We start from the raw sequence: 17565 nt of genomic DNA, 5'->3' as shown, positions 1-17565 counted from the left end.
TTGATTATGATTTTTAAACGGGATAGCTCTGAGCTGATGCATAAAAAAAGCCTGTCATCTTTCTAATGATGACAGGCTTTTATAAGGATTAATTTCCCTGGTTTTTAAACTTTCTTCTTTTTACCGGGGCTTTTATTCTCCACAACAATAAGGTCAGTTTCTTTATTATAATCTATTTCCAAAGTATCACCTTCGTGAATATCTCCTTTAAGAATTTCCTCTGCAATCGGATCTTCCAGGTATTTCTGAATCGCACGTTTTAAAGGTCGGGCACCAAAATTGATATCAAATCCTTTTTCAGCAATAAAATCTTTTGCAACCTCTGTCAATTTGATTTCATAGCCCAGTGTATGCACTCGTCCGAACAGAGATTTCAACTCGATATCAATGATTTTAAAGATCTCATCCTTACCTAAGGTATTGAATACGATCACATCATCTACTCTATTCAGGAATTCCGGAGCGAATGCGCGTTTTAAAGCATTTTCAATTACTCCTCTGGAATGTGAATCAACCTGATTATTCTTAGCTGAGGTAGAGAACCCTATCCCCTGTCCAAAATCTTTCAGCTGACGCGCTCCAATATTGGACGTCATGATAATGATCGTGTTTCTGAAATCTACCTTACGACCAAGACTGTCAGTCAGCTGTCCTTCATCTAATACCTGTAAAAGGATGTTGAATACGTCAGGATGTGCTTTTTCAATCTCGTCAAGCAGAATTACTGCATATGGTTTACGACGTACTTTTTCTGTTAACTGCCCACCTTCTTCGTAACCTACATATCCGGGAGGCGCACCCACCAGACGGGAGACTGCGAATTTCTCCATGTATTCACTCATATCGATCTGAATTAACGAGTCGTCACTATCGAACATGAATCTCGCCAGTTCCTTCGCTAATTCTGTTTTACCTACTCCGGTTGGACCCAAAAAGATAAAGGAACCGATTGGTTTTTTAGGATCTTTCAGACCTGCACGTGTACGCTGAATAGCTTTGGTCAGTTTTTTTATCGCATCGTCCTGTCCAATAATCTTTTCAGCAACAGTATCATACATATTCAGCAGCTTAATGCTGTCTGTTTGCCCTACTCTTTGCAAAGGAATACCAGTCATCATAGAAACAACCTCTGCGACATTATCTTCAGTAACAGTATAACGTTTGGTTTTTGTCTCTGCTTCCCAACTTGCTTTAGCACGATCGAGTTCTTCAAGAAGATTCTTTTCAGTATCTCTTAATTTAGCAGCTTCTTCGTATTTCTGACTTTTGACAACTTTATTCTTTTCAACCTTGATATTTTCAATCTTATTCTCAATGTCAATAATATTCTCAGGAACATGAATATTGGTCAGGTGCACCCTTGATCCGGCTTCATCCAGCGCATCAATAGCTTTGTCAGGCAGGAAACGGTCTGTAATGTATCTTGAAGTCAGACTTACACAGGCATTAATTGCTTCATTCGTATAAGTTACACCATGGTGGTCTTCGTACTTCTCTTTAATCCTGTTAAGGATCTCGATCGTTTCATCAGGTGAAGCCGGTTCGATCATTACCTTTTGGAAACGACGATCCAAAGCACCATCTTTCTCAATATACTGACGATATTCATCTAATGTTGTCGCACCGATACATTGTATCTCACCTCTAGCTAGAGCTGGTTTGAACATATTTGAGGCATCCAGTGATCCAGAAGCGCCACCAGCACCAACAATAGTATGAATCTCATCAATAAACAGGATCACATCCGTAGACTTCTCCAGTTCGTTCATCACAGCTTTCATTCTTTCTTCAAACTGACCACGGTATTTAGTACCGGCAACCAGAGAAGCAAGATCAAGTGTAACGACGCGTTTATTGAATAAGACACGTGAAACTTTACGCTGAACAATTCGCAGTGCCAGCCCTTCAGCAATTGCTGATTTACCGACACCAGGTTCACCGATAAGTATCGGATTATTCTTTTTACGACGGGAAAGAATCTGCGAAACACGCTCAATTTCTTTTTCCCTGCCAACGATAGGGTCCAAACGTCCTTCTTCCGCAGCTTTCGTTAAATCCCTGCCAAAATTATCAAGTACGGGAGTTTTGGATTTAATATCAGAAACCTTTTTTGGGCTGCTGAAACTTTCCTCTTCACGATAATCATCGTCACCGCCCGCAGAAGCACTTCCTTGTGTTTCATCTCTGAAACCATTTTTGTTAACTTCTACTTCTTGTTTGAAGATTTCGTAATTGATATTATATTGCAATAGAATCTGGGAGGCGATATTATCGTCATCACGCAGGATAGAAAGCAACAGATGTTCTGTTCCGATCAAATCACTTTTGAAGATCTTAGCTTCCAGATAAGTGATTTTCAGAACTTTTTCCGCCTGTTTGGTTAAAGGGATATTTCCCAGATTAACCGTAACACTGGAAGTACCCCGGACAGCTTCTTCTATTGAACGACGTAATTTTGCAGTGTCTACGCCCAATGATTTCAATATTTTGATAGCCATACCGTCTCCTTCGCGGATCAGGCCCAACAAAAGATGTTCGGCGCCTATATAATCGTGACCTAATCTCAGGGCTTCTTCCCTGCTAAACGAAATCACGTCTTTTACTTGTGGTGAAAATTTAGCTTCCATATATCCTTTTATTAAACGGAACGCCTCTAAACTATAAAATATGTTTTACAAATATCAGCATCAATCCGATTTATTTTTAACAACAATTACGCCATATCAGGCGCATTCTGATTGCTCAGCGCCCGTAATATATTAAACTTAGTAAATTTGAGACCAATGCAGGTATAAAAAGGCTACTTAAAAGATATATATTCTGTAAAATTCCGCCTGTTTAAGTGCCTTTAAAAGACTCTCTATATAATCTGCCTGTAATTGTCCCCGAAATGTAAGGTTTATAAACATTCCAAATAGCTGTCATTTTGCTATACCCGCCATAAAAAACCGGCATAAATGGCAGTTCCCTGCTTTGTTGATTACGCCCGACTTTAATTATATTTGCTTGTTGGTATATACGGTATTTTAAAAAAAACAGATGTGTTCCAACTGCAGGAATCTTGCAATTTAGCAGATTCAGGTATTTGATTAAAAAAGCTATGTCAGACGAAAAAATAATATTCTCGATGGCGGGGGTAAATAAGATTTATCCACCCCAGAAACAAGTCTTAAAAAACATTTACTTATCCTTCTTTTACGGCGCAAAAATCGGTGTAATCGGTTTGAACGGATCGGGTAAATCTTCGGTACTAAAAATTATTGCAGGGATTGATAAAGCATTTCAGGGAGAAGTTGTGTTTTCTCCGGGGTATACCGTCGGATATCTGGCACAGGAGCCAGAACTTGACGAAAATAAAACTGTTCGTGAGGTTGTAGAAGAAGGTGTTGCCGAAATCACTGCTATTCTAAAAGAATATGAGTCTATCAATGAACAGTTCGGTCTGCCGGAAGTTTATGAGAATGCCGAAGTGATGGATAAACTGATGATCAAACAGGGTGAACTTCAGGATAAAATTGATGCAGTTAATGCATGGGAACTCGATAATAAGCTGGAAAGAGCCATGGACGCACTTCGCTGCCCGGAACCCGATACTAAGATTGCAGTACTGTCGGGAGGTGAACGTCGCCGTGTCGCTATGTGCAGACTCTTATTACAAGAACCCGATGTGTTGTTACTTGATGAACCAACCAATCACCTTGATGCAGAAAGTATCGACTGGCTGGAGCAATTCCTGAAAGAGTATAAAGGAACTGTGATTGCAGTAACACATGATAGGTACTTCCTGGACAATGTGGCTGGATGGATTCTTGAACTGGATCGTGGTGAAGGTATTCCATGGAAAGGAAACTATTCTTCGTGGTTAGACCAAAAAGCAAAACGTCTTTCACAGGAAGAGAAAACAGAGAGTAAACGTCAGAAAACTCTTGAGCGCGAATTGGAGTGGGTACGTATGGCTCCAAAAGCAAGACATGCGAAATCTAAGGCACGTTTATCCAATTATGATAAACTAGCTTCAGAAGACTCTAAAGAAAGAGAAGATAAGCTGGAGCTTTTTATTCCTGCAGGACCACGATTAGGTAATGTAGTTATTGAAGCGAATAATATCACAAAATCTTACGGAGATAAAATCCTGTTTGAAAACTTAAGCTTCTCGTTACCACCAGCGGGTATTGTTGGTATCATCGGTCCGAATGGAGCGGGAAAAACAACATTATTCCGTTTAATCACGGAACAGGAAACTCCAGATGAAGGTACGTTCAGAGTAGGCGAGACTGTAGCGCTGGGGTATGTAGATCAGATGCACAATGATCTTTCACCGGACAAGACAGTTTATGAAAATATTACTGACGGACTAGACAACATCATGCTGGGTAATAAAGCTGTTAACGGTAGAGCTTATGTCTCTAAATTTAACTTTAATGGTGGTGATCAACAGAAAAAAGTTGCTGTATTGTCTGGTGGGGAACGGAACCGTGTTCACCTTGCAATTACCTTGAAAAAAGGCGCGAACGTACTTTTACTCGATGAGCCAACCAATGATATTGACGTGAACACTTTACGTGCACTGGAAGAGGCATTAGAAAATTTCGGCGGTTGTGCGGTTGTTATCAGTCACGATAGATGGTTCCTGGACCGTATTTGTACACATATCCTGGCATTCGAAGGTAATTCTCAGGTTTATTTCTTCGAAGGTAACTACAGCGATTATGAGGAAAACCGAAAGAAACGCCTTGGAGACAGTACGCCACATAGAATCAGGTATAAAAAACTGGTATAACCTCGCTATTTGTGCTCAGGAGAGCCAAACTTCTGAAGCCTGTAAGTGAAATTAAGAAGTACATATCTGGTAATTTGATTGAACCGGCTATCGGTAATCGAATTATCAGATATGCTTCTGACTAAGTTGTTCCCCTGGTTCAAAAGGTCATAAGCCTGCACTGAAATAGATCCTTGCCTGTTGTTAAAAAGAGATTTTTCTATACTCAGATTTAAAAGCAGAGGATTCGATATATTTATTGAGTACCCCGAATTAATCCGCTTAGATACATCTGCCGTCAAAAAAAGTGACTTATTCAGATTCACCCGGCTGTTTACATTAAATTGCCAGGTTTCTATGTTTCTCAGTCTGAGTAGTGCGATGGCATAGCGGTTGCTGCTATAACTATAAGTTGCATAACCAGACAGATAAAACTTGGGTCTGGTTAACCGCATTTTCAAAGTTTGGGAAAAACTGATGTTACGGTTTGTATTCAGCAGATCATTCGCGAAAGAGATCATATTCATATAGTCCCAATTCCCCCTTAGTTCAACATTAAACCTGTTATTCGAGAAAGGATATGCAAATGAATAATTGGTTCCGATCTGATAGGCACCACTCGCATTTTCAAACCTTGTCTCCTGCTTCAGCGTGTTCAGCGTATCCTGTACGAGCACCACATTACTAACAACCTGGTTTTCGAGAAAAGAAGAATTCAGCCCGACCATTAGTGTCGATCCGCTTTTTTCACCTGTATGCTGAAAGTTCAGACTCCCGCTATGTGTAAAACTCGATTTCAGATTTGGATTACCAACGATGACATTCTGGATATTACTTATATTGGGTACTGGCTGTAACTGATAGATGTCAGGTGGAGTGGTTACGCCCGTATAAACGAATGAGAAGCTATTCCAATCGGACAGAATAAAATTCATATTTGCAATCGGCGAAAGATTCAGCTGACTATTTAATATCTTCTCATAACCAGAATAACGCCCGCGAACTTCACTCGGCTGGGCGCTGATTCCCAGATTATAATTAAACTCTTTGGACTGATACCGGTAACTTACCATAATCCTTTGCTGGAGAAACGACGATGAATAAAGAGAACTCAGAGAATCTACAATACTCAAATCTCCGTTCTCATCATTTACACGGGTGTATAAGCTATTGCGTGTTTTATTCAAAGAGAAGAAATAAGAAAAATCTATATTTCTTCGGACAAGAGAATCTTCATCTGAACGTAATGGTTCCGAATATCTGAAATCTGCCGTAATTGCATTTGATCTGTTTTCGGTCTCTACGAAGCGATGAACTAATGAGTCTTTTGTCGGCAGACTGTTGGTCTTATTAAAATAAGTAATAACATTTGCGAGGTCTTCTTCAACCTGATTAATACCGCTTGACATGACTATTCCACCTGACATGCTCCTGCCCGGCTTATCCATGCTTCTTGCCCAGACTACATTGGCATTCAAATTAGGCGTTTCTGTCATTGACCGGTTATTGCTTTTCAGATTCTGATGGATCAACCCCGTCTGATTTGAAAATGTTTCCGCGTCTTTATTTCTTTCCGAAAGCGAGCCGCCCAAAGAGGCTTGAAAATAACTTTTATCAGCTATAGACTGGATATTGAAATTAATATGGTGCGTATTATCCAACGAACGGCTCTGGGAATTCAGATCATTTAAAATGATACCTCCGGGATTGATACTTTCAACTTTATTCTGCTGTTTCGAATTATTATTATTGTAATCATAAGAGTATGCAGCGCTAGCAGTTATTCCTGTAAAAAGTTTATCCCGATAATTGATTCCGGCCGCAGCATTCGTATTTACTCCTGCTTCGTTATTGGTATTACTGGAACTACTATTCATGCCGATCTGGCGTGTATCTTCCCATAGATTCGCGTTGCCCTGAAGACCATAACGGTTATTAGTGCCACCGCTGACACCAGCATTTCCGAATTTCCCATGATTCTGCCCTGCCTTTGTGACCAGATTAAGCATTTTCTGAGGTTCACCTTCTTTGATCCCAGTAAAATTAGCTTCATCCCCGTAGTCATTGATAATTTCAATTTTATCAATAACCTTTGCCGGTAGCTGGCTAATAAAATCTTTTACGTTATTGGTGAAAAAGTCCTCTCCGTTTACTCTTAACTTAATCAGAGGTTTACCCATTGTACTGGCATTCCCGTTTGCATCTACCTCAACACCGGGTAACTGACGCAGGAGATCTTCCACCCTGTCATTTTCAGAGACCTGGTAGAATGCGGCATTATACTGAATTGTATCTTTTTTGAATTTGACGGGTCTGTCCTTGGCACTGATAATAACTTCATCAAGCAGATTGGATTCTGACGTCAGCACTAACTGACCTACATTTAATTGAAGATAACCTTTCTCAAAATGAAAAGTTCTGGAATAAGGTTTAAAGCCAATACTGAGAATGAGCAGCGAAACTTTGTCGGCTTGAAAACCGGTAAAATTGAATCTCCCGTGGATGTCTGTACTGCTGTTCAGCGTGTCTTTCCCGGCAATCAGGTAAATATCAGCACCACCCACAGAGTTTTCCAGTGAATCGATCACCAGCCCCTGGAGTTTTTGCTGACTTTGCCCTAAAGCTACCGTAGCACAAAGCACCAAAATGACCTGAAATAGAAATACACCTCTTAAATGACCCAAATTCCAATTTTTTATATCTCCAGAAGCCAATATAACAGTTTAATACTGAATTATCAGCCAGTCACAGGGGGTACTGTTTTTTCTGGTCTTGGTCCTCTTTTATAGATAACAAGACCGTTCAGGAAATTTCGTAGAATCTGGTCGCCACAAGGTTTAAAATTTGGATGATCTTCACTACGGAAGAAAGACCCTAATTCGCTTTTGGTAACTGTAAAATTTACCAGTCCGAGAATATGAATGATATCTTCATTATTCAGCTCCAGTGCAACCCGCAATTTTTTAATTATATCGTTATTACTCATCCTATAGTGCTATTTCAATTTTCACTTTTTTATGCTTGATTTTCTCTCCGTTTAACGCGCCGAGTACCTGTTGCACCTTATTTCGTTTGACAGCAACATAACAACTCTGGTCTTTCACTTCAATTAATCCAACATCGTCTTTCTCCAGCCCGCCTTTTTTTAATAGCAAGCCAACAACATCAATTTTATTGATCTTATCTTTACGGCCGGCCGCAATATATAAGGTCTGCCATTGACTGTCCTTAGGCAGGGCGTATTTATCTTTTAATTTTTCAACTGCAATATCTGTTTTCAGAAAAGGGTATTTCTCCTCTGGAGTCATGAGCAGAAAAGCCGTTCCTTTAGCATTCATTCTTGCAGTACGCCCATTTCTATGTAGAAATGCGTCTTCTGTATATGGCAGTTGGTAATGGATGATACATCCGATTTCTGGAATATCAAGGCCTCTTGAAGCCAGGTCTGTTGTGATTAATATCTTGATACTTCCATTACGGAATTTCAACAAAGCACGCTCCCTTTCATCCTGTTCCATACCACCATGGAAAATATCATGGGCGAGGTCTTTATCAATCAGCAAATCGCTGATCCTGTCAACAGTTTCCCTATGATTACAGAAAATCAAAGTTGTCTGTTCACCAGTTTTACAAATTAACCTGAATAAGGTATCCAGCTTGTCTTCTGCAGTACTAATAATCTTTTTCAACTGCAGATCTGGTACGACTTGCGCATCTTTTAAGAAATTTATTTCAGTGGCATTTTTAAGTCCTGTAAAGTCCGGGATTTCCTGCATTGCGGTTGCGGAAGTAAGAATACGCTGTTTCAATGATAATAATTTACCAATGATATAAGCCATATCTTCCTGAAAACCAAATTCAAGTGCTTTATCGAATTCGTCAAGAACCAATGTGTGTGCACCGGATTCATCGAAGTTTTCATGTCGCAAATGATACGCGATTCTGCCCGGAGTGCCAATCAGTACCGCAGGAGGTTCTTCAAAATTATTCCTTTCAGTTCTGACAGGATGCCCGCCATAACAGCAGTTAACTTTGAAGCCTGTACCCATTTGCCTGAAAACCTGTTCTATTTGAAGGGCAAGTTCTCTGGAAGGAACCAGAATTACAGCCTGCACAACTTTAAGATCAGCACGTAAATTTTTGAGCACAGGTAAAAGAAAGGCTACAGTTTTTCCTGAGCCGGTAGGAGCAAGTAAAATTAAATCTTTTCCTTTCTCTGCCGCAGCAACTGTTTCCAGCTGCATATCATTTAAAGCTGCAATCTTCAGATTACCCAGTACCTTTTCTACCATCATGCGGCAAAGATAAAAGAATTAAGCCAGATATGCCTCAAATAAAGCAAAGGGGCGGATTAAGCTGAAGCCACCGCTTATTGAGGAAGAAATTTCTTACGTATTTTGCTGAGCCGAAGTTGTGCTTTTCTTTCGAGTTTCATGAGCATACTTCCTCTTTTGTACATCCATGAAGTAACCTTATCATTAGCAACCTGAATGGGTGAATATATTTTTTCTTCGAGAATATCTAGATATTTCGCGTTTGACCTGCTTTGCTGCAACAGGTAAAATTCGTTTAAAAGTTCTGCTTTCATTTTGTTCAGTTTTAATTATGAATATTGTGCAATTGCGGTTAGATCTGTATAAATGTACACATTGTCTAATTAATTTATGACGCTGGAAATACAACAAATAAACGCCTGGCTTGTTCTATAAGTATTATAATAAACTGAATAAATTTTACATGGAGAGACACACCTATCAGACCGGAATTATCGGAAACTGTGCTTTTTTGGCACATATCAATAAAAACACAAATGTAGACTGGCTTTGCTGGCCAAGATTTGACAGCTCCTTTGTTTTCGGAGGCATACTGGATGAAGAAAAAGGTGGCGAATTCTCTATCCGGCCCCATGGCGAATTTGAGAGTAACCAGTATTATCTGGAAAACACAAATATATTATGCACGGAAATACGCAATGAAGAGGGAACATACCGTATAACAGATTTTGCGCCTAGATTTCATCAGTACGAACGCTACTACAAACCCTTAATGCTAATCCGTAAAATTGAGGTAGTAGAAGGTAATCCAAGAATTAAAGTTACTTGTAAACCAGTGAGTAACTATGGCCTGGAGAAGCAGACCCAGTCCAGGGGAAGTAACCACATTTTGTATATGGATGGTGAAACAAGCATGCAGCTCAGTACAAACATTTCACTTTCCTACATAGAAGACGAGCGTTACTTCGCATTGAATGACACTCGTTATCTTATAATGACTTACGGATATAATCTGGAAGCTCCGGTTGAGAGCACAGCAGAGAGGTTTCTGCTGGAGACTAAAAAATACTGGCGCACCTGGATTAAGCACTCTACTATTGCAGGTTATCAGCAGCAACTGGTTATACGCTCCGCATTGGTATTGAAAATCCATCAATATGAAGATACCGGGGCAATCATAGCTGCCAGCTCTACCAGTTTGCCAGAATCCCCGGGGAGTACAAGAAACTGGGATTACAGATATTGTTGGATGCGCGATACCTATTATGTGATTACAGCTTTAAATCACATCGGACACTTTGAGGAAATGGAACGTTATTTTAATTACATAACAGATATTTCCTTCCGGGAAGATAAACGTTATCAGCCATTGTTCGGGATTGCAGGTGAAAGAGTACTGACTGAACATATTTTAAAACACCTTAAAGGTTATATGGGCAATCAACCGGTCCGTATCGGAAATCAGGCATTTGAACATATCCAAAATGACATCTATGGTCAGGTTTTAATTTCGATGTTACCGCTGTATACAGATAATCGCTTTATTTATTCAGAACGTAAAGACTCTGCGATCTGGCTGGATTATCTTCTTTCTAAAATTGAACGTACTATAGATGAGAAAGATGCGGGTATCTGGGAGTTCAGAAATCTAGCGAACAACCATTGTTATACAAACTTGTTTCAATGGGCAGGTGCTAAAGCGGCATTGAAGATGGCCACCAAAATCGGAAATGCGGAGTATGAAGAGCGGGCCAATATACTTATCGACAAAGCAGCAGCACATATAGAAGCGTGTTATGATCCTGAACGCAAAGTTTACAATCACGCAGTTGGCAGCGAGCATCTGGACGCAAGCACACTGCAGCTGATTCTTATGAATTATCTTGACCCTGAATCTGACCGTGCAAAGGATCATTTGATTGCCCTGGAAAAAGAACTTAAAGCAGCAAACGGCTTATTTTATAGATATCGCCATACTGATGATTTCGGGAAACCAAAAACAACTTTTTTAATTTGTGCTTTCTGGTATGTGGAGGCGCTGGCGATGGTTGGCAGGATCGATGATGCAGTTGAAGCATTTGAATCATTAACCGGTTATGGTAATCATCTAGATCTGTTTGCAGAAGATATTGACGAACACGATGGTAGTCAGTGGGGCAATTTCCCTCAGGCATACAGTCACGTCGGGTTGATGAATGCGGCGCACAGAATAGCCATAAAACTCGACAAACCTGGTTTTCTATAACCAAACCTTTCAAAATCAAAAGCGGCAATACCTATTATATAAGTATTGCCGCTTTTGATTTTGAATCGGTGTATCCGTTTATAACTAATGATCCGGCGTATGCAATGAAAGCGTATTCAGCAAATCTCTCACTTCCGTTGGATTGCGCAGATAATACCTTGCAGCAGATATATTACTACCCACTTTGATAGTGAATGCCTCCGGACTAAGCGCCTTGAAAATATCTTCATCGGTATGGTCATCTCCAAGTGCCAGAATAAAGTCCGGCTCCTCTTCATGCAACCAGCTTAACGTCGCTTTTCCTTTATTGACTTCGACATTTTTAAACTCTATCACTTTATTGCCAGGCATTAACTGAAGTCCCTTGTCGGCGATTGTCACTTTGAGGTGGTTAATAATCTCGTTTGCACGAAGCTCACCCAGTCCCTTTTCGACTTTGCGGTAATGCCATACCAGCGAATAGCTTTTGTCCTCTATGAAAGATCCTGGAGTACGGTCTGTATAGGTATCCAGTACCGTTCTAACCTCCTGCTTCCAGCGATCGGTAAGTAATGGTAAGGATTTCCAGTCTTGTTCAAAATGTTTATGCCAGGCGCCATGTTCTGCGATCAGATCCAGCTTCAGATGTCCGAACCATTTTTCAAGTGTTTCGTGCCTTCTGCCACTTACGATTACTATTTTATTTGAAGGATCTGCCGATAACCGCTCTAATAACTGATATAGCTCCGGATCTGGTGAAGCCTGATCTATATCGCCCTGAAAACCGACAAGCGTTCCGTCATAATCCAGAAATAAATATCTGTCTTTAGACCTCGTATAGGCATCTTCAATCTGTGTTCTTATTCCTTTAACTGCGTATTTAGTACGCAATGATTCTTGTAAAACTTTAACTTCTTCCAACTTCTCCATAAAATTCTTCACCCAAAGGTGTATATTAAACTTGCTGACGACAGCTCTCATTTGCTTCATCCTAAAGATCTGCTCTGTTTCAGGCATCTGAATAGCTTGCAAAATTGCCCGCATGACCTCTCCAATATTATTGGGGTTAACGATTATCGCATCATTCAATTCCTTTGAGGCACCTGCCATTTCACTAAGAATAAGCACACCGGTATCCTCTGTGCGGCTTGCGACGTATTCTTTACTAACCAGATTCATCCCGTCACGCATTGGGGTAACAAGACACACATCTGCAGTACGGTACAATGCGGAAAGGAATTCGATAGTAAAGGAACGGTAGAAATAATAAACAGGCTGCCAGCTCATTGTCCGGTAACTTGAATTTATATTTCCGACAAGCTGATCAATCTGATCCCGCAGCTCTTTGTATCTCGGAACGGTGTCCCTGGACGGCACGACAATCATATACAAAGAAATATGTCCGATTAGCTCGGGATGGGTTTGCAGCAGCAGTTCGTAAGCCTGTAACCTTTGCAAAATACCCTTACTGTAGTCAAGCCGGTCGATCGTCAGAATAACCTTCCTTTCTCCCATAGTCTTCCTGAACAAGCGCATATGCTCCCTCACCTGTGGTTCTGCAATTAACCCCTCAAATTTATCAGAATCTATTCCCATAGGGAATGACTCAACTACGATCTGCCTGTCTTTATAACTGACAATATTATCTGACACCTTAACCTGCGGTAAACGGGAGGCTGCGCTCAAAAAATGTCTTACGTCATCAAAAGTGTGGAAACCCAGCAAATCTGCGCCTAGCATTCCGGCAATGAGTTCATCTCTCCAGGGAATGAGCCTGAATATTTCATAAGATGGAAAAGGGATATGCTGAAAGAAACCGATCAGAACCTGAGGCTGTATTTCTCTGATCAATGCAGAGAGTAACAATAACTGATAGTCGTGTACCCATACTGTGTCGCCTTCTTGCAGGTGACTGGCTACGATATGACTGAATTTTTCATTAACCTGCTGATAGGAATCCCTGTAACTCTGGTCAAAATTTGCGTAAGTAACCATGTAATGGAATACCGGCCACAATACTTCATTAGAAAAGCCTTCGTAATAGAGATTAATTTCGTCGGCTGTAAGAAATACAGGGATAAGATTGAGTTCTGCAAGTTTTTCAGTAACCTCTGCCTGCCGCTCTTCGGGCACTTCAATTCCAGGCCAGCCGACCCAGATATTATCACCTTTTTTATATACTGAACCTAATCCTGTTGCCAGGCCGCCTTCACTTGGACTTAGGCGGTATTCCCCCTGATGCTCTACTATTTTTACGGGTAATCGATTTGATACTATAATTGTTTTGTTAACCATATTATGTATTAGACAACGTCTGCAATTACATATTGTTTTAATTTTCTTAGTTTAAAGAAAGGACATCGGCGATTAAAAGCGCTAAAAAAAAGACAAGTACATGTTTATAACAGATTGATTGTTAGTAAATAAACAACATTATTTTCACGTATATTTAACACTAACAACTTAATTTTAAGAAACCTGTTTCGGGTTGTGATAAATGAGAAGCTTATGACCTGGAAAAAATTCAATGGAGAGATCATCCATCAACCAATTCTTGATGAAGTCGAAAATGCAATTATCAGAGAAACCGAAAAAGGCTATCACTTGAAGGTGTGTATAGGGACAGATTCTCAGGTAAAAGGCCCTTACACAGATTTTGCGACGGTCATTGTACTGTTACGTGAGCAACATGGTGGCTTTATGTACATCCATCAGGAAAAAAGCCAGCAAATTATGAGCATTAAAGAAAGAATGCTGATCGAAGTACAAAAATCTATCGAGACCGCCTACGCTGTATGTGATTTACTGGACCTCTACGATGTAGACCTGGAAGTACATGCTGACATTAATACGAACCCTATGTTTAAATCAAACAAAGCACTCAATGAGGCAATGGGGTACATATTAAGTATGGGCTTTATTTTCAAAGCGAAACCTGAAGCATTTGCAAGTTCTACCTGTGCCGATAAAATGGTCCATTAAAACGGATTAAAATCAGGCTTTTCAAAAGAAAAGCCTGATTTTTAAATTTATTCCTCAAAAGCATATACCGCAGCCAGGGAGAACTGTGATGCCGTTTTTGTAGGGTCTAAGTTGTTTTTGACAAACCTTGAAGTGTTGCCGTTATCCAGACGGATTTCCGGAATAAATGTCAGTCCCCCGGATTTCAGGTTCGCAGACAAAGTTACTGAGCCCATTTTATATCCTTCCACATCCTCAGTAGCCTTAGACTCAAAATATTCAGTTCTCAGACCAAGCGACAAAGCTTCATTGAAAGCATGCAAGAAGTAAAGTGCCGCACCACTATAGCCTCCGCCATGGTTAGATACAGAGTAATCTGCAGCATTCAATCCGAGCTTAAACTTCTCCGTCAGCTGGTAGCTCGTCGTCAGATCATAAATCGACCCGGTTCCCGGCGCACCCACAGATTTTCCAGTTAACAGATTTAAATTCGCCGTCCATCCGGTAACAGGCGCTAAAGTTAATTGTGCTCCAAAATGCGAAACACCATTAACGTCTTTGTAAACGTTCCAGTCATCAAACAGACCGACCATTAAAGCTACCTTGTCTGAGAAGGTGTAATTCGCTTTAACTCCTGCATTTTGGAAAGGCCCGCTTGAAAACAAATAAGAGGTCGAATAATTCACATTGCCAACAGGAGAAATAACTTCATAACCAATAAAAGTACCCATGTATCCAGCAGTCATTGAAAATTTATCTGCAAAAGCATAGGTCACATAAAGATTCTGAATGTTAAAATTGTTATCGCCGTTAACTTCCGAACCATCACCATTTGGGAGGGAAGCGTATTGCCCTCTTGGCCCAAAAGAAACCTCTCCAACAAATGAAGCTTTACCCGTGGTTTTTTTTAATCCTATATCTATCATTCCCAACGACACTGAGTTTTGATCATTAGCAAAACTCGTTTGAATATTTGGCTTTCCGGAGAAATCGTATTTATAATAGGTGTCTACTGAACCGGTAATTTCCAGCTGATTGGATAATTTTACCTGCCCGTAAGTCGCAGAGCTTAATGTTAGTGCCGAGATAGTTAAGATAGAGCTGATTTTCATATGGATTAGTTTTATATGCCAGTAAAAAAGATTGCTCGTCTAATTTTTACCGGATCAGGCAGATATATGGTCTATTTCTATCCCTGATGATGCCACAATTAAAGTACCCTGCGAGTATTTTTCATTATGCTGACTAGCGTCCAGGCCTTCTTCTTCTTCTTGAGAAGTTACGCGGATCGGTTCAATTGCATTAACCAGTTTAAAAATCACATAAGAAACTGCGAAACTGAATACTGCTACTATTACAACCCCTTTTAGTTGTGTAAAGAAGAATTCAGGATTACCATAAAACAGACCATCCACGCCAGCCGCATTCACAGTTTTAGTAGCAAATACTCCGGTAAGCAACATACCAACTATACCACCAACTCCATGACAAGGAAATACATCCAGTGTATCATCCAGACTAGTTTTAGATTTCCAGACTACAGCAAGATTCGAAATAATCGCAGCAAAAGCACCTATAAAAATACTGTGAGGGATAGCTACAAAGCCGGCACCCGGTGTAATCGCTACCAATCCAACTACCGCCCCGATACAGAAACCGAGTACAGAAGGTTTTTTTCCTCTCAGGACGTCAAAAAACATCCATGACAGACCTGCTGCCCCCGCTGCGACGCTGGTTGTAGCCAATGCCGATACCGCAAGACTGTTAGCTCCCATTGCAGATCCGGCATTGAAACCAAACCAGCCAAACCATAATAAACCTGTTCCTATTAAAACGTAAGGAATATTGGCTGGAGGTATCTCTTGGTGATCAGCATGTACCTTTCTTCTTTTTAGAACTAATGCACCGGCCAAAGCAGCCATACCAGCCGAGATATGTACAACTGTACCACCTGCAAAATCGAGAACACCCATTTTAAACAGGATTCCCTCAGGATGCCAGGTCCAGTGCGCCAGCGGACTGTATACAAAAACCGCAAATAATACAATAAACAGAATATATGAAGTGAACCTGATTCTTTCTGCTACAGCACCTACAACCAGCCCGGGAGTAATAATAGCGAACATCAGTTGGAAGAATGCGAAAAGTGTTAAAGGTATTGTAGGTGCCATACTCCAGGGCTGACCAGAATTTACGCCCTGAAAAAACAGGAAAGTGCCGGGATTCCCGATAAAACCACCAATACTGTCCCCGAAAGCCAGGCTAAAACCAACTGTGACCCACAATACACTGATTACCCCTGCCGATACAATACTTTTGATCATTGTAGACAATACATTCTTACGATGTACCATACCACCGTAAAAGAAAGCCAGACCGGGGGTCATTAAGAAGACCAAAGCAGTTGCTGCAAGCATCCAGCCTACGTCTGCCGAATTGTATTTCCCTTCATCAAAATTAGCTTTAAGGGGAACAAATAAGGCAAGAACAGACACGATTGCCAGAATCGCGAACGGAAAGAACCGTTTTAACACTATTTTACTCATGATTGTAGATTTATTAGGTTAGATAAATATATTTTACTCGTTTTTTTACCTAAATTATTAAATAAATTCTAATTATATCATATAAATATTACAAACAATACTAAAATCACCAAAAACAAAAGACAAAAACACTAAAAAACAGGTTAAAATTTATAATTATAAAATATTAGAGCTGTTTTGATGTTTATTTTTTGATAAAAACCCATAAAAGAGAAAATATAATTGTCAAAAATGCATAAATGATAAATATTCATGTTTTTTTTTAATTCGTAATAAATGGACCTGATTTTGCCGTAACCAAAAGCAATCTTAAATTAAACCATGAAAGCTCATCAACTTCAATTCGTACAGAAAATGCCGGTTAGTCTTGAACAGGCTTGGGATTTTTTCTCATCTCCACTAAATCTCGCTAAAATCACCCCTGAAGAAATGGCTTTTAAAGTCACCTCGAACATAAACCCCATCGATAAAATGTATGCAGGGATGATCATCACGTATAAAGTTTCTCCGGTAGCGGGCATCAAATTAAACTGGATGACAGAAATTACACAGGTAGAAGAGCAGCGTTATTTTATTGATGAGCAAAGATTCGGTCCATATCAATTCTGGCACCATCAGCATCATTTCAAGAGTATACCAGGTGGTGTGGAAATGACAGATGTGCTTACCTACGGAATGCCCCTGGGTTTTTTGGGTACAATAGCAAACAGCCTGTTCGTGGCGAACAAGCTGCAGCAGATTTTTAAATACAGAAAAGAAAAGGTAGATGCTCTTTTCGGCAGTTATGAAATATTATAGGAA

12 protein-coding genes are annotated in these 17565 nt (G+C 40.2%); 4 read left to right on the top strand and 8 right to left on the bottom strand.

All coding sequences use genetic code 11. The features are described from left to right. Positions 1–104 precede the first annotated feature (104 nt). Positions 105–2627: an ATP-dependent Clp protease ATP-binding subunit gene (locus BLR53_RS09855; protein WP_037437940.1), complete on the bottom strand. Its 2523-nt coding sequence runs from the start codon at positions 2625–2627 to the stop codon at positions 105–107. Between the two features lie 473 nt (positions 2628–3100). Between BLR53_RS09855 and ettA the strand changes: the two genes are divergently transcribed. After that, the gene (ettA, locus tag BLR53_RS09850) at positions 3101–4780 is read left to right on the top strand and encodes an energy-dependent translational throttle protein EttA (RefSeq protein WP_037437939.1); all 1680 of its coding nucleotides are present in this window, start codon (positions 3101–3103) and stop codon (positions 4778–4780) included. A gap of 5 nt (positions 4781–4785) precedes the next feature. Here the strand turns inward: ettA and BLR53_RS09845 are convergent, their stop codons facing one another. The 4 genes from BLR53_RS09845 to BLR53_RS09830 all read right to left on the bottom strand — a co-directional run bounded on the left by BLR53_RS09845 (position 4786) and on the right by BLR53_RS09830 (position 9347). Beyond that, positions 4786–7443 carry an outer membrane beta-barrel protein gene (locus tag BLR53_RS09845; RefSeq protein ID WP_143007854.1) on the bottom strand — a complete coding sequence of 886 codons (2658 nt, stop codon included), beginning with the start codon at positions 7441–7443 and terminating at the stop codon, positions 4786–4788. A 53-nt stretch (positions 7444–7496) separates the two neighbouring features. Then, the gene (locus BLR53_RS09840; protein ID WP_037437937.1) at positions 7497–7745 is read right to left on the bottom strand and encodes a DUF1456 family protein; all 249 of its coding nucleotides are present in this window, start codon (positions 7743–7745) and stop codon (positions 7497–7499) included. Position 7746: 1 nt separating this feature from the next. After that, positions 7747–9054, bottom strand: coding sequence for a DEAD/DEAH box helicase (locus tag BLR53_RS09835; RefSeq protein ID WP_074589230.1), 1308 nt, complete (start codon positions 9052–9054; stop codon positions 7747–7749). A 74-nt stretch (positions 9055–9128) separates the two neighbouring features. After that, on the bottom strand, positions 9129–9347 hold the full coding sequence (locus BLR53_RS09830; protein ID WP_037437936.1) for a hypothetical protein: 219 nt from the start codon (positions 9345–9347) through the stop codon (positions 9129–9131). Between the two features lie 149 nt (positions 9348–9496). On the opposite strand from BLR53_RS09830, the gene BLR53_RS09825 reads away from it, so the two are divergent. Beyond that, positions 9497–11278 (top strand): glycoside hydrolase family 15 protein, encoded by a 1782-nt coding sequence (locus tag BLR53_RS09825; RefSeq protein ID WP_037437951.1) that lies wholly within the window; start codon positions 9497–9499, stop codon positions 11276–11278. Positions 11279–11362: 84 nt separating this feature from the next. Here BLR53_RS09825 and BLR53_RS09820 read toward each other — a convergent pair whose 3' ends face one another. Then, the gene (locus BLR53_RS09820; protein ID WP_037437935.1) at positions 11363–13552 is read right to left on the bottom strand and encodes a bifunctional alpha,alpha-trehalose-phosphate synthase (UDP-forming)/trehalose-phosphatase; all 2190 of its coding nucleotides are present in this window, start codon (positions 13550–13552) and stop codon (positions 11363–11365) included. A gap of 213 nt (positions 13553–13765) precedes the next feature. On the opposite strand from BLR53_RS09820, the gene BLR53_RS09815 reads away from it, so the two are divergent. Further along, entirely contained in the window at positions 13766–14239 is a 474-nt protein-coding gene (locus BLR53_RS09815; protein WP_037437934.1) for a ribonuclease H-like YkuK family protein, read from the top strand. Positions 14240–14286: 47 nt separating this feature from the next. Here BLR53_RS09815 and BLR53_RS09810 read toward each other — a convergent pair whose 3' ends face one another. Then, entirely contained in the window at positions 14287–15330 is a 1044-nt protein-coding gene (locus BLR53_RS09810; protein ID WP_074589228.1) for a porin, read from the bottom strand. Between the two features lie 54 nt (positions 15331–15384). Next, positions 15385–16764, bottom strand: coding sequence for an ammonium transporter (locus tag BLR53_RS09805; protein ID WP_037437932.1), 1380 nt, complete (start codon positions 16762–16764; stop codon positions 15385–15387). 321 nt (positions 16765–17085) lie between these two features. Here BLR53_RS09805 and BLR53_RS09800 point away from each other — a divergent pair, with 321 nt between their 5' ends. Next, complete coding sequence (locus BLR53_RS09800) at positions 17086–17562, top strand: SRPBCC family protein (protein ID WP_037437930.1); 477 nt, start codon at positions 17086–17088, stop codon at positions 17560–17562. The last annotated feature ends 3 nt before the right edge of the window (positions 17563–17565 follow it).

This window comes from Pedobacter antarcticus (genome assembly GCF_900103515.1).
Taxonomy (GTDB): domain Bacteria; phylum Bacteroidota; class Bacteroidia; order Sphingobacteriales; family Sphingobacteriaceae; genus Pedobacter; species Pedobacter antarcticus.
Note: the sequence above shows the minus strand (reverse complement) of the source record. Positions and strands in the feature narration are given on the sequence as shown.

Bases quoted from the DNA above. Each gene is read 5' to 3' on its own strand.
- BLR53_RS09855 (WP_037437940.1), bottom strand. From the start codon at position 2,627: ATGGAAGCTAAATTTTCACCACAAGTAAAAGACGTGATTTCGTTTAGC.
- ettA (WP_037437939.1), top strand. From the start codon at position 3,101: ATGTCAGACGAAAAAATAATATTCTCGATGGCGGGGGTAAATAAGATT.
- BLR53_RS09840 (WP_037437937.1), bottom strand. From the start codon at position 7,745: ATGAGTAATAACGATATAATTAAAAAATTGCGGGTTGCACTGGAGCTG.
- BLR53_RS09835 (WP_074589230.1), bottom strand. From the start codon at position 9,054: ATGATGGTAGAAAAGGTACTGGGTAATCTGAAGATTGCAGCTTTAAAT.
- BLR53_RS09830 (WP_037437936.1), bottom strand. From the start codon at position 9,347: ATGAAAGCAGAACTTTTAAACGAATTTTACCTGTTGCAGCAAAGCAGG.
- BLR53_RS09825 (WP_037437951.1), top strand. From the start codon at position 9,497: ATGGAGAGACACACCTATCAGACCGGAATTATCGGAAACTGTGCTTTT.
- BLR53_RS09820 (WP_037437935.1), bottom strand. From the start codon at position 13,552: ATGGTTAACAAAACAATTATAGTATCAAATCGATTACCCGTAAAAATA.
- BLR53_RS09815 (WP_037437934.1), top strand. From the start codon at position 13,766: ATGACCTGGAAAAAATTCAATGGAGAGATCATCCATCAACCAATTCTT.
- BLR53_RS09810 (WP_074589228.1), bottom strand. From the start codon at position 15,330: ATGAAAATCAGCTCTATCTTAACTATCTCGGCACTAACATTAAGCTCT.
- BLR53_RS09805 (WP_037437932.1), bottom strand. From the start codon at position 16,764: ATGAGTAAAATAGTGTTAAAACGGTTCTTTCCGTTCGCGATTCTGGCA.
- BLR53_RS09800 (WP_037437930.1), top strand. From the start codon at position 17,086: ATGAAAGCTCATCAACTTCAATTCGTACAGAAAATGCCGGTTAGTCTT.